The 16,908-nt window shown below is 65.7% G+C and carries 8 protein-coding genes and 1 pseudogene; all 9 read right to left on the bottom strand.

Translation table 11 applies throughout. The features are described from left to right. Positions 1-9: 9 nt before the first annotated feature. Positions 10-975 (bottom strand): MBL fold metallo-hydrolase, encoded by a 966-nt coding sequence (locus BRADO_RS12010; protein ID WP_041757471.1) that lies wholly within the window; start codon positions 973-975, stop codon positions 10-12. A 300-nt stretch (positions 976-1,275) separates the two neighbouring features. Then, entirely contained in the window at positions 1,276-2,967 is a 1,692-nt protein-coding gene (locus tag BRADO_RS12005; RefSeq protein ID WP_011925591.1) for a methyl-accepting chemotaxis protein, read from the bottom strand. Between the two features lie 300 nt (positions 2,968-3,267). After that, a complete protein-coding gene (locus BRADO_RS12000) occupies positions 3,268-4,896 on the bottom strand; it encodes a methyl-accepting chemotaxis protein (protein ID WP_011925590.1) in 1,629 nt (542 codons plus the stop codon). Between the two features lie 271 nt (positions 4,897-5,167). Continuing rightward, on the bottom strand, positions 5,168-6,874 hold the full coding sequence (locus BRADO_RS11995) for a methyl-accepting chemotaxis protein (protein ID WP_011925589.1): 1,707 nt from the start codon (positions 6,872-6,874) through the stop codon (positions 5,168-5,170). 204 nt (positions 6,875-7,078) lie between these two features. After that, the gene (locus tag BRADO_RS11990; protein WP_011925588.1) at positions 7,079-8,368 is read right to left on the bottom strand and encodes an ABC transporter substrate-binding protein; all 1,290 of its coding nucleotides are present in this window, start codon (positions 8,366-8,368) and stop codon (positions 7,079-7,081) included. Positions 8,369-8,436: 68 nt separating this feature from the next. Further along, positions 8,437-10,140: a methyl-accepting chemotaxis protein gene (locus tag BRADO_RS11985; protein WP_041756414.1), complete on the bottom strand. Its 1,704-nt coding sequence runs from the start codon at positions 10,138-10,140 to the stop codon at positions 8,437-8,439. A gap of 467 nt (positions 10,141-10,607) precedes the next feature. Then, positions 10,608-12,299, bottom strand: a complete 1,692-nt coding sequence (locus BRADO_RS11980; RefSeq protein ID WP_011925586.1) for a methyl-accepting chemotaxis protein — start codon at positions 12,297-12,299, stop codon at positions 10,608-10,610. A gap of 257 nt (positions 12,300-12,556) precedes the next feature. Continuing rightward, positions 12,557-14,579 (bottom strand): annotated as a pseudogene (locus BRADO_RS11975) (methyl-accepting chemotaxis protein). Positions 14,580-14,869: 290 nt separating this feature from the next. Beyond that, positions 14,870-16,897, bottom strand: a complete 2,028-nt coding sequence (locus tag BRADO_RS11970) for a methyl-accepting chemotaxis protein (RefSeq protein ID WP_041756412.1) — start codon at positions 16,895-16,897, stop codon at positions 14,870-14,872. Positions 16,898-16,908 lie beyond the last annotated feature (11 nt).

Raw genomic sequence — 16,908 nt, 5'->3', positions numbered from 1 at the left:
CGTTCGAGATCATGCGGGGAGCATGTCGAGCGCATAATGCGCGCCATCGCGAACGAGCCGGCCAAATCCGGGCCATGGAAAATGCGAACCGCAGATCAGCATCTGGTCTGCGACAATCCGATCGAGCAATTTGCGCCGGCTGACCTCGGCAGCCGGTCCGTCCTGATCATAGGCGCCGTGCCATTCGGGATGGCGCAGGCAAAACGCCGGCACATAGGCGGTGTCGCCGGAAATCATCAGCTGCTCCTGGCCGGAGCTGAGATGGAAGGCGGTATGCCCGGGCGTGTGGCCGGGAACGCTGACGAAACGGATGCCGGGCACAACCTCGTCTTCGCCCTCCATCGGGAGCACGTTCTTCCAGCTCGGGATCACGCTCTGGATGCGGCGGGCGAGCCCCTGTCGCGAGAGCGGCAGGCGGCCGGTGAGCGAGGGATCAGTCCAGAACTTGTACTCGGCCGCCGCGACGATGACCTCGGCATTGGGAAACACCGGCGTATCGGTGTCGCTACGCAACAGCCCGAAGATGTGATCGGGATGGAAATGCGAGATCAGGATGGTGTCGATGTCCTGCGGACGCAGCCCCGCGGCCTTCAGGTTGTCCAGCATGCGGCCGGAAACGAAGATCGAGTCGGAGTTGAAGCCCTGCACCTGGCCACCGCCGCCGGCATCGCAGAGCACGGTCTTGCCCTTCAGCCGCACCACATAGGTCGAGATCGGCACCGGGACAAAAGCGGGATTGAGCCCGGCCGCGCGCAGCGCCTGCTTGACGTCGTCGATGCTGGCATTGCTGAAGAAGCCGGCTTCGTGCGGCTTCTCCCAGATGCCGTCATACAACGCGGTCACCTCGGCCTCGCCGATCGTGATCCGGCGATAGCCGCGCTCGGGATCCTCGGTGCGGCGGCGCGGCCTGGCGGCGACGACGGCCAGACTGGCATCGAGGCCAAAGGCTGCGGCAGCGGTGGCTGCCGACAGCACCAAGCTCCTGCGCGAGGGTCCGCTCGCCGTCACATTGCCCACCACGAATCTTTACCGCTGGTTGCACAAGTATGAGATGCAAGGAACCTTTGCACCTTAGCGGGATTATGGCGTCGGAGCGGCTTTCTGGCCGGGTCAGTCGCTTCCTTGTCGATGGATGCAAGGACCACACAGTTCGGGCGGTTCGCGGACGACAGGGCGTCTCATGACAGGACTAGCGTACCCGGCCGCGGCATGCCGCGCCAGCTTCGTTCACTCATCGCACCTGATGAGATCGCCGGTGGGTCCACCTCGCCGCGATCAGGCCGCGCGCACCGATTGCAGGAAGCGGCTGACCTCCTGCTTGAGACGCTGGCTGTCGCCGGAGAGCTGACGCGCCGCCGTAAGCACCTGGCCCGACGTTTCGCCGGTCTCGCTGGCGCCGCGCTGCACGTCGACGATGTTGGACGAGACCTCCTGCGTGCCGGCGGCGGCGTGCTGGATGTTGCGGGCGATCTCGGACGTGGCTGCGCCCTGCTCCTCGACGGCGGCGGCAACCGTCGCGGCAATCTCGGACAGCCGCTCGATCGTGGTCGAGATTTCCCGGATGGCGCCGACGGATTCCTGCGTGGCCGCCTGGATGCCGGAGATCTGCTGGCCGATCTCGCCGGTGGCCTTCGCGGTCTGCTCGGCCAGCGCCTTGACCTCGGAGGCGACGACCGCAAAGCCGCGGCCGGCCTCGCCGGCACGCGCGGCCTCGATGGTGGCGTTGAGCGCGAGCAGATTGGTCTGGCCGGCGATCGTATTGATCAGTTCGACGACGTCGCCGATGCGGGTCGCGGCCTTCGACAGTTCGCCGACGCGATCATTGGTGCGGCGCGCCTGGTCGACGGCATCGGAGGCGATCCGCGCGGACTCCTGCACCTGGCGGCTGATCTCCTTGACCGACGACGTCAGCTCCTCGGTCGCCGAAGCCACGGCCTGAACATTGGCCGAAGCTTCCTCCGAAGCCGCGGCCACGGTGGTCGACAGTTCCTGTCCGCGCAAGGCGGTGCCTGACAGAGAGTTCGCCGAGCTCTCGAGCTCGCTCGAAGCCGAGGAGACGGTATCGACGATGTTGCCGATGGCGCCCTCGAAGCTTTCCGCGAGCTTCGACATCTCCTGCTTGCGCGACACTTCGGCGCGCTGCTCCTGCTCCTTCAGCTCCCGGGCGTTGAAGCGCACCATGGTCTGCACAGTCTGCAGGTTGCGCAAGGCGCGGCCGATCTCGTCGTCGCGCTCGATGCGCATGCGTGTGTCGAGCTTGCCCTGGGTGATGCTCTCCATGGTCTCGTTGACGTGCGTGAGCGGCCCGACGATGACGTTCATCGTTCTCAGTCCGACCAAGCCGCAGAGCACGATGCCCGCCGCCGCTATCCCGGCGGCGGCCATGCTTCCGGCCCCGCCCGCGCTCAACGACATGCCGCCGAGCACGATCAGAAACAGCGTCTGCAGCCCGATCAGTGTTCGCAGCCTGGATGCGATGGTGCCGGTGAAGACAGCAAGATGGTCGAACAGCGAGCGGCGGCGCACGATGCCGTCCTCGATCTTGTAGCCGTGCGGCTTCTTCTCGCGGATCGCGGCATAGACCTGCTCGGCCTCCGCGCGCTGATCCGACGGCAGCTTGGTGCGCACCGAGGTGTAGCCCGTGACCTGGCCGTTCTGCACGATCGGCGACGCCGTCGCGAGCACCCAGTAGTAGTCGCCGTTCTTGCGCCGGTTCTTGACCGCGCCGACCCAGGGGCGCCCGTGCTTCAGCGTCGTCCAGAGATTATCGAACGCTTCAGGCGGCATGTCGGGATGACGCACGATGTTGTGCGGCTGCCCCATCAACTCGGCTTCGGTGAAGCCGGCGGCCTTGACAAAGTCCTCGTTGAAGAAGGTCAACTTGCCCTTCGCATCGGTCTTCGACACGATCAGCGTGTCATCCGTGATCGGATATTCGACAGTGGTGACGGGCAGGTTCTTACGCATGGCGCAGCTTCCAATCTTCCGGGGATGCGGGGGGAAAACGTCACGCCGTCGTTGGCATGATTAATTTTTCAGCTCTTTGCCCATCATTGATCGCCGGGTTCGCTTAACTTGAGTTAAACAACTGCGCCCGGAAAACCACGGAGATTGTACGGGTTCCGCCTCTCATTCTCAGGTGGAACAATGAGTTGTGGCGATGCCGCCGCACCGGGTCAGGAGTCGGACAGGCTTCAACAAAACGAAACGGCGGCAATGCAATTGCCGCCGTTCGTCGCTGATGAGTGGAGGAGGGATCGCCGACAGCTACGCGGCGCGCACCGTGTCCAGGAAGCGGCTGACCTCGGCCTTCAGGCGGTTGCTGTCGGACGACAGCGCCTGGGCCGCGGTCAACACCTCCGAGGAGGCCGAGCCGGTCTCATTGGCGCCGCGCTGCACTTCGACGATGTTCGTCGACACGTCCTTGGTGCCCTGCGAGGCATGCTGGACGTTGCGCGAAATCTCCGACGTCGCGGCGCCCTGTTCCTCGACGGCGGCGGCGATGGTCGAGGCGATCTCCGAGAGCCGCTCGATGGTACCGGAAATTTCCTTGATCGCGCCGACGGATTCCTGGGTCGCGCTCTGGATGCCCGAGATCTGCTGGCCGATCTCACCGGTCGCCTTCGAGGTCTGCTCGGCCAGTGCCTTGACCTCGGTGGCGACGACCGCGAAGCCGCGCCCGGCCTCGCCGGCACGCGCCGCCTCGATGGTCGCGTTCAGCGCCAGCAGATTGGTCTGGCCGGCGATCGTGTTGATGAGCTCGACGACGTCGCCGATCCGCGCGGCCGCCTTGGACAGCTCGCTGACCTGCTCGTTGGTCCGGCGGGCCTGGTTGACCGCCTCGCCAGCCATACGCGCCGACTCCTGCACCTGCCGGCTGATCTCGGTCACCGATGATGACAGCTCTTCCGTCGCGGACGCGACCGACTGCACGTTGCTCGAGGCGAGCTCCGAGGCCGAGCTCACCGTCGTGGTCAGCTGCTGCGCACGCTCGGCCGAGCGACGCAGCGTGTTGGCGGAGGTTTCCAACCGGCCCGAAGCGCTGGAGACGGCATTGACGATGTCGCCCACCGTCTGCTCGAAGCGGCCGGCGAGGTCCATCATGTCGCGGCGGCGGCTCTCGGCCTGACGGCGCTCCGTTTCCTTCTGCTCGGCTTCGAGCGCCTGGACGCGGATGGCGTTGTCCTTGAAGATCTGCACGGCCTTTGCCATCTCGCCGACCTCGTCGAGACGATCGGCATAGGGGATCGCGACACTCAGGTCGTTGGCGGCAAGCCGCCCCATCGCGGCGGTCATGCTGGTGATGCCCCGGGTGATCGCGGTGTTGAGGACCAGCCAGGCGAGCATCGCGATCACGGCCATGGTGACGCCGCCAGTCACGATCGCGGTACGCGACGACGCCAGCGCGGCGTCGGCAGCATCAGCGCGCGTCTGCAGCAACGACGCTTCGGCGTCGATCACCTCCTTCACCAGGCCGCGAAGTCCGTCCATGTATTTCTTGCCGGCGGCGGAGGCTTCGAGATTGCGGGCCTCGGCGACGGTTTGCGGATTGCGCATCAGCGCGATCTCCTTTTCCGCGACATCCTGGCGCCAGCCGGCCGCGGCCTTTTCGATCTGCTCGAAGCGGCGCTGCTGCGCCGGATTGTCGGAGGTCAGCTGCTTCACCTCGGTGAGCGCCTTCTTGAACGCCGCATCCGAATTCCGGTAGGGCTCGAGGAAATTGTCGGTCCCGCCGACCAGGAAGCCGCGCACCCCGGTCTCGGCGTCCACCATCGCGGACACCAGCGCTTTGGCCTGCTCCATCACCTGGTAGGTATGAACCGTCCACTGGTTATTCTGCGCGAGCGTCCCAAGGTTCTGCCAAGTCACAAGGCTGGCGGCGATCGACACCACCATCGTCAGGAGGAAGGCCGCGCTGAGCTTGCGCGACGTCTTCAGGTTCATCAGCAACGAGAGCATGCGGAGTCCTCTGAGGAGTGGTCAGCCCCTGCAGCAGGCAGGCGGCGCGTTAACCAGACACTGCGAACAATTGATGCCGACAGATTCAAACTTAGGTTAAGTCTTGAGGTCGTAGGTTCCCTGGGTCGCGGTTCGCCTGCTCCGGAACGCCGAAAAAGGGCGGCCTGACGGCCACGCCCCGAAAAATCCTGGCGATTTGGATCGGAGATCAGGCCGCGCGCACCGTTTCCAGGAAGCGACCGACCTCGAGCTTGAGGCGATTGCTGTCGCCGGACAGCATCTGGGCCGCGGAGAGCACCTGCGAGGAGGCGGAGCCGGTTTCGCTGGCGCCGCGCTGGACCTCGGCGATGTTGGACGATACCTGCTGGGTGCCGATCGCCGCCTGCTGGATGTTGCGCGAGATCTCCTGAGTTGCTGCACCCTGCTCCTCGACCGCGGCGGCGATGGCGGAGGAGATTTCCGACAGCTTCTCGATGGTGCCGGAGATCTCGCGGATAGCGCCGACGGATTCCTGCGTCGCCGTCTGGATGCTGCCAATCTGCTGGCCGATCTCGCCAGTGGCCTTGGCCGTCTGCTCAGCGAGCGCCTTGACCTCGGAGGCGACCACCGCGAAGCCGCGGCCGGCCTCGCCGGCGCGCGCCGCTTCGATCGTGGCGTTCAGCGCCAGCAGGTTGGTCTGTCCGGCGATGGTGTTGATCAGCTCGACGACGTCGCCGATGCGGGTCGCGGCCTTCGACAGCTCGCCGACGCGCTCGTTGGTGCGGCGCGCCTGATCGACCGCCTCGCTCGCCATGCGCGCAGACTCCTGCACCTGCCGGCTGATCTCGGACACGGATGAGGACATCTCCTCGGTCGCGGAGGCGACGGACTGTACGTTGGTGGAGGCCTCCTCGGAAGCGGCGGCGACGGTGGTCGCCAGCGACTGCGAGCGGGTCGCGGTGGAGGTCAGAGTCGTTGCCGACGCCTCGAGCTCGGTGGACGCCGACGACACGGTATGAACGATCTCGCCGACGGCGGATTCGAAACCGTCGGCCATCTTGTGCATCTCGGCGCGGCGCTTCTCGGCGAGCAGCTTGTCCATCGCGATCTTGGCCTCGGCCTCCTGACGCGCCTTCTCGGCCAGCATCAGCTTGATCTCGTTGACCGCCTGCGCGGTGTCGCCGATCTCGTCGCCGCGGCCTTCGCCGGAGATCGCGACCTCCTCACCCTTCGCCATGCGCTGCAGCACCGCCACCAGCGCTCGCATCGGCTTGGCGATGCCGTACTGGCCGATGACGAAGCCAAGCGACAGTCCGAGCACAATGCCGACGGCGGCCACCGCGATCAGCATCCGCGAGGTCTGCTGATACTGCTCGTCGGCCTGCTTGGCGAGGTTCTCGACACGCGCGTTGAGACGGTCGGCCACCTCTCTGATCTTGCCCTGCAGCTTCTCGGAATTGGCGCGGCTCTTCAAGGCGGCATCCCGCATCTTGTCGGTCTGCTCGTTGAGCTGCATGTCCTTGGCGGCGGCGACGACGCGCATCGTCTCCTCCATGCCCTTGATGTAGTCGTCGTAGAGCACGCGAACGTCCGGAATCATCGCACGCGCCTGGTCGTCCTTGGTCTTGGCAACCTCCTCCAGACGCTCGGCGAACTGCTGGCGCTGCTCCTCGATCACCTTCAGCGCGGCTTCGCGATTGTCGTTGCGCGGGTCGAGCGCGGCGCGGAATTCGGCCCGGTTCAAGGCGATCACGTTCTGATTGGCGCGGGCGGCAAGCAGCGCACGATTCGCGGCGGCCTTCATGAGCACGGCGCCTTCGGCCACTGTTTCGAGCGCGCTGATCGCGAACCAGCTGATCGTGCCTGCGACAGCAGCCATGAGCAGTACGATGGCGAGTATCTTGGTGAGCACGCGGAAGCGGGAGAGAAGCGACATCGTTGACCTCGTCTCATGCCAGGGGAATGACGGACGAGGCCATGCGGCCCGCTTCAAGAGGTAATTTCCGGCATCACTGGCGGCGTTGAACGCGGAGAGCGTGTTCCCGCGGACGCCTAGAATTTATTAAAATTGGAACCCGTGAGTTTACGAGCGTAGATGCCCTGGAGTGCGCGGCTCCGCATCGCGAGGCCGCGCCGCCGGTCACTCCAGGTCGACCGGTTGATAGGTCCCGCTCGGGTCGAGGGCCGTTCCCCAGATCTTGTGCGAAGCCTGGTGCTCGGCGGCACCGAAGCCGAGGGTGGCGCCAAGGCCGAGATCGATGTTGCGCATCGACTCCAACGTATCGATCAAGCGCTCCGTGTCGAGTTGCGCGCCGGTCTTCTTCAGCGCTGCAATAAGGATGCTCGCCTCGATATAGCCCTCGAGCGAGGTGTAGTCCGGCGGCTCGCCGGGGGCATATTTCGCAAGCGACGCCTTGTAGTCGAGCACCAGGCTCGAATAGCCGGAGACGGCCGGCACGACCTGGGTCACGACGACGCCCGCAGCGAAGCGCGGGCCGAGCAGCATCAGCTCGTTGGCCAGCGCGGAGGCGCCGACAGCGGACACATTGGCGAACACCACGCCGGGCAGCGCCTCGTGAGCCTTCTCGATGAATTTGGCCGCCGCCCGCGAGGTCGCGACCATGATGACCGCGCGGACCGGCAGCTTCTGAGCCTTGAGCTGATTGATCGCCGGCTCCACGTCCACCGTGTTGCGGGCGTAGTTGACGCGCAGGATCGCCGCGTCGTTGAGGCCGAGGGCGCGATACGCCTTCGCCACACCGGCAAATCCGGCATCGCCGAACGAATCGTCCTGCGCGAACAGCGCGATCTGGCGCGGCGGCACGCGGCGGAGCTTCACCAGATAGCGCACCAGCGCGTCCGCCTCCTCGGAATAGCTCGGCCGATAGTTGAAGACGTAGCGGTCCGGAGGATCGTGGCGGCTGACATTCGCGCCGGTGTAGGGGCTGAAGAACAGCAGCCGCCGCTCCAGCGAATAAGGAATCGCGACCGCCGCCGTGGCCGTGCCGAAACTGCCGACGAAGCCGAACACCTGCTGCGTCTCGTAGAGCTGCTTCATCGCATCGAGCGTGCGGGCTGGATCATAGCCGTCGTCGGCGACCACGAGCTTGAGCATTCGCCCATGGACGCCGCCGGCTTCGTTGGCGCGGTTGAAAGCAGCCTCGATGCCGATCTTGAGCAGCCGGCCGGACTCCTTGTTCGCGCCCGAGAGCGGCACCACGCTGCCGAAGGTGACCTCGCGGTCGGTGACGCCGCGCACGGCGGAAGCAGGCGCGATGCCCGCACGGTCGCGCGCCACCAGGGTGTTGTCGACGGACATCGCATCGGTCGCGGCCGCGATCATCAGCGCAAGCGCGATCGCAGAGCGCGATGCGAGCAATTTCGCACCGCCGACCAGCCGATGACGAGGCTGATTATCAGGGAAGATCATCATGACAGATTCGAACTCGTTGCGACGGGTTGGCGGGACTTTTCGGCGGGCCGTGTCGGCGCCGCCGGTCAGGCGGCGCGAACCGATTGCAGGAAACGGCTCACTTCGCGCTTGAGCCGGCTGCTGTCCGTCGACAGCCCCTGCGCGGCCTCCAGCACTTGAGTGGACGCGGATCCGGTCTCGTTGGCCCCGCGCTGAACGTCGGTGATGTTGGCAGACACCTGCTGGGTGCCCTGGGCCGCCTGCTGAACGTTGCGCGAGATTTCCCTCGTGGCGGCGTTCTGCTCCTCCACCGCCGCGGCAATCGTCGAAGAGACTTCCGACAGTCGCTCGATGCTGCCGGAGATCAGCTTGATCGCATTCACCGACTCCTGCGTCGCCGTCTGGATGCCGGCCACCTGCTGGCCGATCTCGTCGGTCGCTTTCGCCGTCTGCTCGGCCAGCGCCTTCACTTCCGCGGCGACCACCGCGAAGCCGCGCCCGGCTTCGCCTGCCCGCGCGGCCTCGATGGTGGCGTTCAGCGCCAGCAGATTGGTCTGGCCGGCGATGCTGTTGATCAGTTCGACGACGTCGCCGATGCGGCTCGCCGCGCGCGTGAGCTCGCTGACACGCTCATTGGTCCGCTTCGCCTGCTCCACCGCCTCGTTGGCCATGCGCGCCGACGCGTGCACCTGACGGCCGATCTCGGTGACAGACGACGTCATCTCCTCGGTGGCGGAGGCGACCGACTGCACATTGGTGGAGGCTTCCTCGGAGGCGGCTGCCACTGCGGTCGCGAGCTCGCCGGCCCGCACCGCCGTCTTGCTCAGCATGTCCGCCGACACCTCCAATCGTGACGACGCCGATGACACGGTCTCGACGATCTCCCCGATCGCGCCTTCGAAATCATCAGCCATCTTGTGCATGTCCGCCTTGCGGCGCGCCGTCGCCCGCTGCTCGGCTTCTTTCTGCTCCTCCTCGAGCGCGTGACGCGCGACCGCGTTGCTCTTGAACACCTCGACGGCGCCCGCCATCTCGCCGATCTCGTCACGGCGGCCGATCCCGGGCACATCGACGTCGAGACGGCCGCCGGCGAGACTCTTCATCGCCGCGGTCATCCGATGCAGCGGGCCGGTGACGCCGCGTCCGACGATGGTCGACACGACGAGCAGGACAAAAAGCACGAGCCCGGCGGCCATCAGAGACTGCCGCGTCGAGGCCCAGGCCTGCGCCGAGAGATCATCAATATACACGCCGGTGCCAACGAGCCAGTTCCAGGGCGCAAAGCCCGCGACATGGGTCAGCTTGGGCTGCGGCGTTTCGGAGCCCGGCTTCGGCCAGTCGTAGTCGACGAAGCCGCGCCCGTTCTGCCGGACCATTTCGATCATCTCGACGAACAGCCTCTTGCCGTTGGGATCCTTCATGTCGGAGACATCCTGGCCGACCAGCTTGGTCGAGATCGGATGCATCAGCATGCGCGCCGCCATGTCGGTAACGAAGAAATAGTCCGAGCCGCCGTAGCGCAGCGCGCCGGCCCGTTCCAGGGCGCGCCTCTGGGCCTCGGCGACCGAAATCGTCCCCTTCTGCGCGGCCGCATGCTCCTCGGCGAAGATGGCGAGCGCGAGCTCGGTGAGATGCCGGAGCTCGACCTGCTTCTGCAGCTTGAGACCCTGAGCGAGCTCACGGGAGTTGAATGTTGTCAGGCCGATCAGGCCAAGGAAGCTCAGTGCGATCAAGGCGTAGATCTTGACGCCGATCGTGAGCTTGAAACGAGAGAGAGGTGCAAAGGACATGTCAGTCTCCACGGGCGCGACTGTCAGGCGCTCGGGGACAGCGACGTGCCGAGGGGCTGGGCTCGCCCCTCCTTTGCACGCCAACGGGCCCCACCGCCCTCAGGTGCGAAGGTAGGGACGACGCTGTTAAGTCCAGTTAATGGAGCCTACGTGCAAATACGGAGCGACGATCGAATTCGATCGCCACCCTGCCAAGATCGGTAACGCGCTCCGGCTCGGCCGTGCGACGCGTTGTCTCATGCCATGTCGATCTGACGAAAGGAGCGCCGTCTGCCCGTGGAGCTGCGTCTTTATCGATCGACCCGCACCGTCACTATGCGCGCGAGATGTTAACGCAAGTTAAAAACCTGGATTGACCAAGCAGGTTAATTGCAAAGATCGTGGCTCGACGAGAGCGAAAAAGAAAGCCGCAAGCCCGGAGGCTTGCGGCTGATCGATGATCTTTGATTGGTGTGGTTGAGCGGCAGCTACGCCGCGCGGACCGTCTCCAGGAAGCGGCTGACCTCCTGCTTCAGGCGATTGCTGTCGCCCGACAAGGATCGCGCCGCATTGAGAACCTGCGACGAGGCCGATCCGGTCTCGCTCGCCCCGCGCTGCACGTCGGCGATGTTGGAGGAGACCTGCTGAGTACCCTGCGCGGCCTGCTGCACGTTGCGGGAGATTTCCTGGGTTGCCGCGCCCTGCTCTTCCACGGCGGCGGCGATCGCCGACGCAATCTCCGACAGCCGCTCGATCGTACCGGAGATGGTGCGGATCGCATTCACCGATTCCTGCGTCGCGGCCTGGATGCCCGCGATCTGCTGGCCGATTTCGCCGGTCGCCTTCGAGGTCTGCTCGGCCAGCGCCTTGACCTCGGTGGCGACGACGGCAAACCCCTTGCCCGCTTCGCCGGCGCGCGCCGCCTCGATGGTGGCGTTGAGCGCCAGCAGATTGGTCTGGCCGGCGATGGTGTTGATCAGTTCGACAACGTCGCCGATCCGGGCGGCGGCCTTCGACAGCTCGCCGACCTGGTCGTTGGTCGTCCGCGCCTGGCTCACCGCCTCGCTCGCCATCCGCGCGGAGTCCTGCACCTGGCGGCTGATCTCGGAGATCGACGACGACAGCTCCTCCGTCGCGGACGCGACCGACTGCACGTTGGTCGAGGCTTCCTCTGAGGCCGAGGCCACCGTCGTGGCCAGGCGCTGCGAGCGGTCCGCCGTGGAGGTCAAGGTGCCCGCCGAGGCCTCCAGCTGGCTCGACGCCGAGAAGACCGTGTTGACGATCTCGCCGATGACGGTCTCGAACTGGCGCGTCACGGCATCGACCCGGCGGCCGCGCTCGATCTTCGCTTCGGCATCCTTGGTCGCGGCCTCGTCGGCCGCCTTCTTTGCGATCAGGGCGTCCTTGAAAATCTGCAGCGCATTGGCCATTGCACCCATCTCGGTGTTCTCGCCACGATGCGGAATCTCGGCCGACAGATCGCCCTCGCCGAGGGCCTGCATGGGCTGCACGATCGAGGCGATGCCCTGCGAGACGCTGCGCACCATCAGGGTGCCGATGACCGCGCCCAGCGCGAGCATGACGACATTGATCACGCCGAGCATGGCGAAGGACTTTGAATAAGTCGCCGCGGCATCGTCCGATGCCTTGTCGGCGCCGGTGTTGTTGAGGTCGATGTCCTTGCGCAGCACCTCATCCGCCTCGAGGCCGATCTTGTTGACCGTGTTCTGGTTAAGCTCGTGGGCCTCGTGGGGAATCTGGCCGGCGGCCTTGCGCGACAGCTCCATGACCTTCTGCGCACCCGCCAGATACCGGTCCCAGGTCCCCTTCCAATTCTGATAGATGGCCCGCTCCTCGGCCGAGGTCATCATCGGCTCATAGGTCTTGAGCGCCTTGCCGACGGCATCGAGCGTGAGCGCCCCGGTCTTCTCCTGGGCCAGCTTGTCCTCGAGCGACTCCGCCAGCATGTGCTCGCGCACCACGTTGCGATAGGTGATGGTCGCGGCGCGAAGCTCGCCGAGGACGCGGACGCTCGGCAACCAGTTGGTGGTGATGTCGACAGTGTTGGCGTTCATCGTCCGCATGCTTGTGACCGCGAGCAGTCCCATGGCGGTCATGGCGATCAGAAGCAGGGCAACGACCGAAATGATCTTTGCGCGAATGGACATGCTCGCGAACATGAAATGTCTCCTCTCGGATCGCCATTGATCCGTGATGACGCCGGCCAGGACGGACGCGTGGCGCAGGCGATGTTTAAGAATCGTCTTGAATCTTAAGGTTTCAGACCTTGAACTGCGTTAAGAACGCACACCGTAATATTACGTAGTCGCTGTCGCTCGTAGACGCCCGGCAGCCGCCGACACGGAAAATGGCCGCAAGCTTCCGCTTGCGGCCATTCGGGATGGATGAGGTCGACTGTGCGAGATGGTCTTACCAGCTACGCGGCGCGCACCGTCTGCAGGAAGCGGCTGACCTCGAGCTTCAGGCGGTTGCTGTCGGTCGACAGGGTCTGAGCCGCGGACAGGACCTGCGAGGAGGCCGAACCGGTCTCGCTCGCGCCGCGTTGAACTTCGCTGATGTTGGACGAGACCTGCTCGGTGCCGCGCGCCGCTTGCTGGACATTCCGGGAAATCTCCTGCGTCGCCGCGCCCTGCTCCTCGACCGCGGCCGATGGTCGACGAGATTTCCGACAGCCGCTCGATCGTGCCCGAGATGGTCCGGATGGCGTTCACGGACTCCTGGGTCGCCGCCTGGATGCTGCCGATCTGCTGGCCGATTTCGCCGGTCGCCTTCGCCGTCTGCTCGGCCAGCGCCTTGACCTCCGTGGCGACGACGGCAAAACCCTTGCCGGCCTCGCCGGCACGCGCCGCCTCGATGGTGGCGTTGAGGGCGAGCAGGTTGGTCTGCCCGGCGATGGTGTTGATCAGCTCGACGACGTCGCCGATCCGCGCGGCCGCCTTCGACAGCTCGCTGACCTGGTCGTTGGTCTGCCGCGCCTGGCTTACGGCCTCGGTCGCCATCCGGGCGGATTCCTGCACCTGTCGGCTGATCTCGTTCACCGAGGATGACAGCTCCTCCGTCGCGGAGGCCACGGACTGAACGTTGGTCGATGCCTGCTCGGAAGCAGCCGCCACCGTGACGGCCATCTGCTGCGAGCGTTCCGCAGTCGAGGTCAGCGAGCCCGCCGAGGCCTCGAGCTCGGTCGAAGCCGAGGAAACAGTCTCGATGATCTGGCCGACCGAGCGTTCGAACGAATCCGCCAGCTGCTGCATGTCCCGCTTGCGCTGCTCGGCGGCGAGCGCGTCGGCCTGCGCCTTCTCTTCGGCCTCGGCGCGCGCCTTGGTCTCGGCATTGGCGCGAATGACGACCACGTTCTTGGCCATGTCGCCGACCTCGTCGCCGCGCTCCGAGCCGGGGATCCTGATGTCGAGATCGCCCGCAGCCATCCGGCCGAGCGCGCCATCGAGCGCGACGATCGGACGCGAGATGCCCAGGAAGCCGAAGGCTACCGTGCCGGCGAGCACGAGAACGAGGATGACCGAAAGCGTGAAGTTCACGCGCGCCGCCCTCCCTTCCACCACGTTCGCCTGCTCCTTGGCTTCCCTAGAGAAGTTGTCGGCAGCCTGAACGGCTTCCGCCATCAGCTTGCTGGCCTCGGCGGCGGCCGGGAGCATGGTATCGTTGAGCAGCTTGGTCTTCGCTTCCTCCAGGCCTGCCGCCTTGGTCGAGGATTCGACGTAGGCCTTGAGCTGGCCGCGCAGCTTCTCGACCTCCGACTTCGCCGCTTGCGGCACCCGCTCCATGATCTGGACGAAGCTCTGGTCGAGCTCCTTGGCACGGACGATCATGTTCTCCTTGGATTTGACGTCGCCGGTCACGAGATAGCGCCACGCGATGGTGCGGATCGCGGTGCCGGCGGCGTTGAGCTCATGCAGGTCGCGCTCGACCGCAGTCGAGTCCGCCGCCGCCTTCAGCTCCGGCGACTTCAACAGAATGTCGAACTGCTTGGTCCAGTCGGCGGCCTGGGCATCGCGCAGCGTGTTGGTCGCCAGCAGCTCCTTCTGCATCCGGACGATGTCCTCGGCGCCCTTCTTGTAATCGGTCGTCAGCACGAGAATCCTGCCGAAGCGTTCCTTGCTCGCGGGGCGAACCGCCATGTTCTGCGCTGTCTCGAGGTTCTGCCTGACACGTCCTTCGATCTGATGCTCGTCTGCAAGCAGCTTGTCGACCTCGGCCGCGCTGCGGGCCAGGCGGACGCCGCGGTTGGCGAGTTGCAGGCCACGCAAGTCTGCGTCCGCAGTCAGAGCAAGCTTGCGGATTGCAAGCTGGCGATCCGAATTTTGGGTGGCTTCATCGACCGCGCTCTGCGACGTCTGCTGATTGACGAGCGCGCCGACAGCCAGCAGCATGCCGACGAGCCCGGCGAGACCGAGCTTGTAACCGATACGATTCAACTTCATCTCTTCGCTTCCCGGTGAAGCGCAGCCAGGTCCTGTCGCTCAGGACGCGCGCGCCAATGTGCACAAGTCGAGAATTGCAAATTGGAACCCGCGCGTCGGCGAAACCTTAACGCCGGGGACAGAAGATCTACGGGACTTCAGGGCTTTCTCCGCGGCAGATTGACGCAAAACACGTAGAACTACGCGGATTCGAACGGCGCGCGCCCAGTGAAAGGTAAAGGCCGAAGCGTTGCCGCTTCGGCCTTCGATCGTCCTGATCAGCGGCGAATTCTCGTCGCCTTACGCTGGCATCACGCCGCGCGCACCGAGCCGAGGAAGCTCGCGACCTCCCGCTTGAGCCGGCTGCTGTCACTGGATAGCGCCTGCGCTGCCGCCAGCACCTGAGCCGAGGCGGAGCCAGTGTCGGCCGCACCGCGCTCGACGTCGATGATGTTGGCCGAGACCTGCTGGGTGCCGTGCGCCGCCTGCTGGACATTGCGGGAAATCTCCTGCGTCGCCGCGCCCTGCTGCTCGACCGCGGCTGCGATCGTCGACGAGATTTCCGAGAGCTTCTCGATCGTGGAGGAAATCTCCTTGATCGCGGCGACCGACTCCTGCGTCGCGGCCTGGATGCTCGAGATCTGCTGGCCGATCTCGCCGGTCGCTTTCGCCGTCTGCTCCGCAAGCGCCTTGACCTCCGAGGCGACGACGGCGAACCCGCGGCCAGCCTCGCCGGCGCGCGCCGCCTCGATGGTCGCGTTCAGCGCCAGGAGATTGGTCTGCCCCGCGATCGTGTTGATCAGCTCGACGACGTCGCCGATCCGCGTCGCCGCCTTCGACAGCTCGCTGACACGGCCGGTCGTGGTGCGCGCCTGGCCGACGGCGTCGATCGCGATGCGCGCGGAGTCCTGCACCTGGCGGCTGATCTCCGTCACCGAAGAGGCCATCTGCTCGGTCGCGGACGCCACCGACTGCACGTTGGTGGTGGCCTCCTCGGACGCCGAGGCGACCGCCGTCGTCAAACCCTGCGACCGCCGCGCAGCCTCGGTCAACGTCGTCGCCGACTGCTCCAGCTGGCTGGACGCCGCGGACACGGTGTCGACGATCTCGCCGACGGCTGCCTCGAACTGCTCCGCCAGGCGCTGCATGTCCGCCTTGCGCTGGCGTGCGACAATCGCGTCCTGCGCGCTCTTCTCCTCGGCCTCGGCGCGCGCCTTCGCTTCGGCATTGCTCTGGATCACCGTGACGGTTTTGGCGAGATCACCAATCTCGTCGCCGCGCAATGCGCCGGGAATGACGATGTCGAGACGGCCGCGGGCCATTTCGCCGAGCGCGGCGTTGAGTCGTGTCAGCGGCCGGGCGATGCCGAGGAAGGAAAACACCACCGAACCGATCACCGACAGCAGGACGGCCAGTCCGACGAACAGCGTGATGTAGCTCGTCCGCACGGCCACCTGGTCGGCATCGAAACGAGCGCTGGCATTGCGCGCACGGGCGTCCTGGATCGCGGCCGCCATCAGCTCGCCGGCCTCGCCGAGATAGATCTGCGTGCGGTCACGCAGCACCGCCTCCTTGATACCCTCGATCTTCACCACCTCGTCGTTGGCCGCGACGAAGTCTGAGGCGATCCCATTCAGCTTGGTGATCGTGGCCTGGACCTCGCGATCGTCGGCCAGCATGCGTGCATCGGTCAGCGAGCTCTTCAGACCCGGGATCGTCTGCTTGACGGTCTCGATGGTCGCGGCATCGCCCGTCATCCCGAAACGCCACGCCTGGGCGCGCATATAGTTGAGCTTGGCATCGGCCGTCTGAAGCTGCCGCTCGACCCGTTCGCGGAACGCGAGGTTCGGCAGCTCCGGTGAGGCCAGCAGCGTCTTCAGACCGTTGGTCCATTCGTTGGAGACCGTGCTGCGCTTGTCGATCTGGATCAACAGTGCTTTTTGCGCCTCGGCGAGATCGACTGCTCCCGCCGCATAGCTCGTCATCAGCTCCTTCAGCCGGGTCAGCCGGGTTCGGTTGTCGGCTGTCGACACATTGGAGAGCGCCGCGTCGATGTCGGTCATCATCGCGGTCGAGAACTGCCGGATGTCGGCGGCGGCCTTCTCCGCCTCGGCCGGGGCCCGCGCCAGCCGCGCCGAGCGGCCTCCGAGCTGGGTCTGCTGCATGTTGATGCTGGCCGACAACACGCTCTCCACGACGCGCCGCGCGCGCTCGGCCTGCTGGTTGGCCTGGCTGACCGTCCGCTCCGCGATCATCTGATTGGCGATCATGCCGACCGCAAGAGAGGCGCCGATAGCGCCGGCGAGTCCGAGTTTGTAGCCGATCCGATTCAGTTTCATTGCCCTATCCA

Origin of the sequence: Bradyrhizobium sp. ORS 278 (assembly GCF_000026145.1) — a bacterium.
In the GTDB taxonomy this organism is placed as follows: Bacteria; Pseudomonadota; Alphaproteobacteria; order Rhizobiales; family Xanthobacteraceae; genus Bradyrhizobium.
Note: the sequence above shows the minus strand (reverse complement) of the source record. Positions and strands in the feature narration are given on the sequence as shown.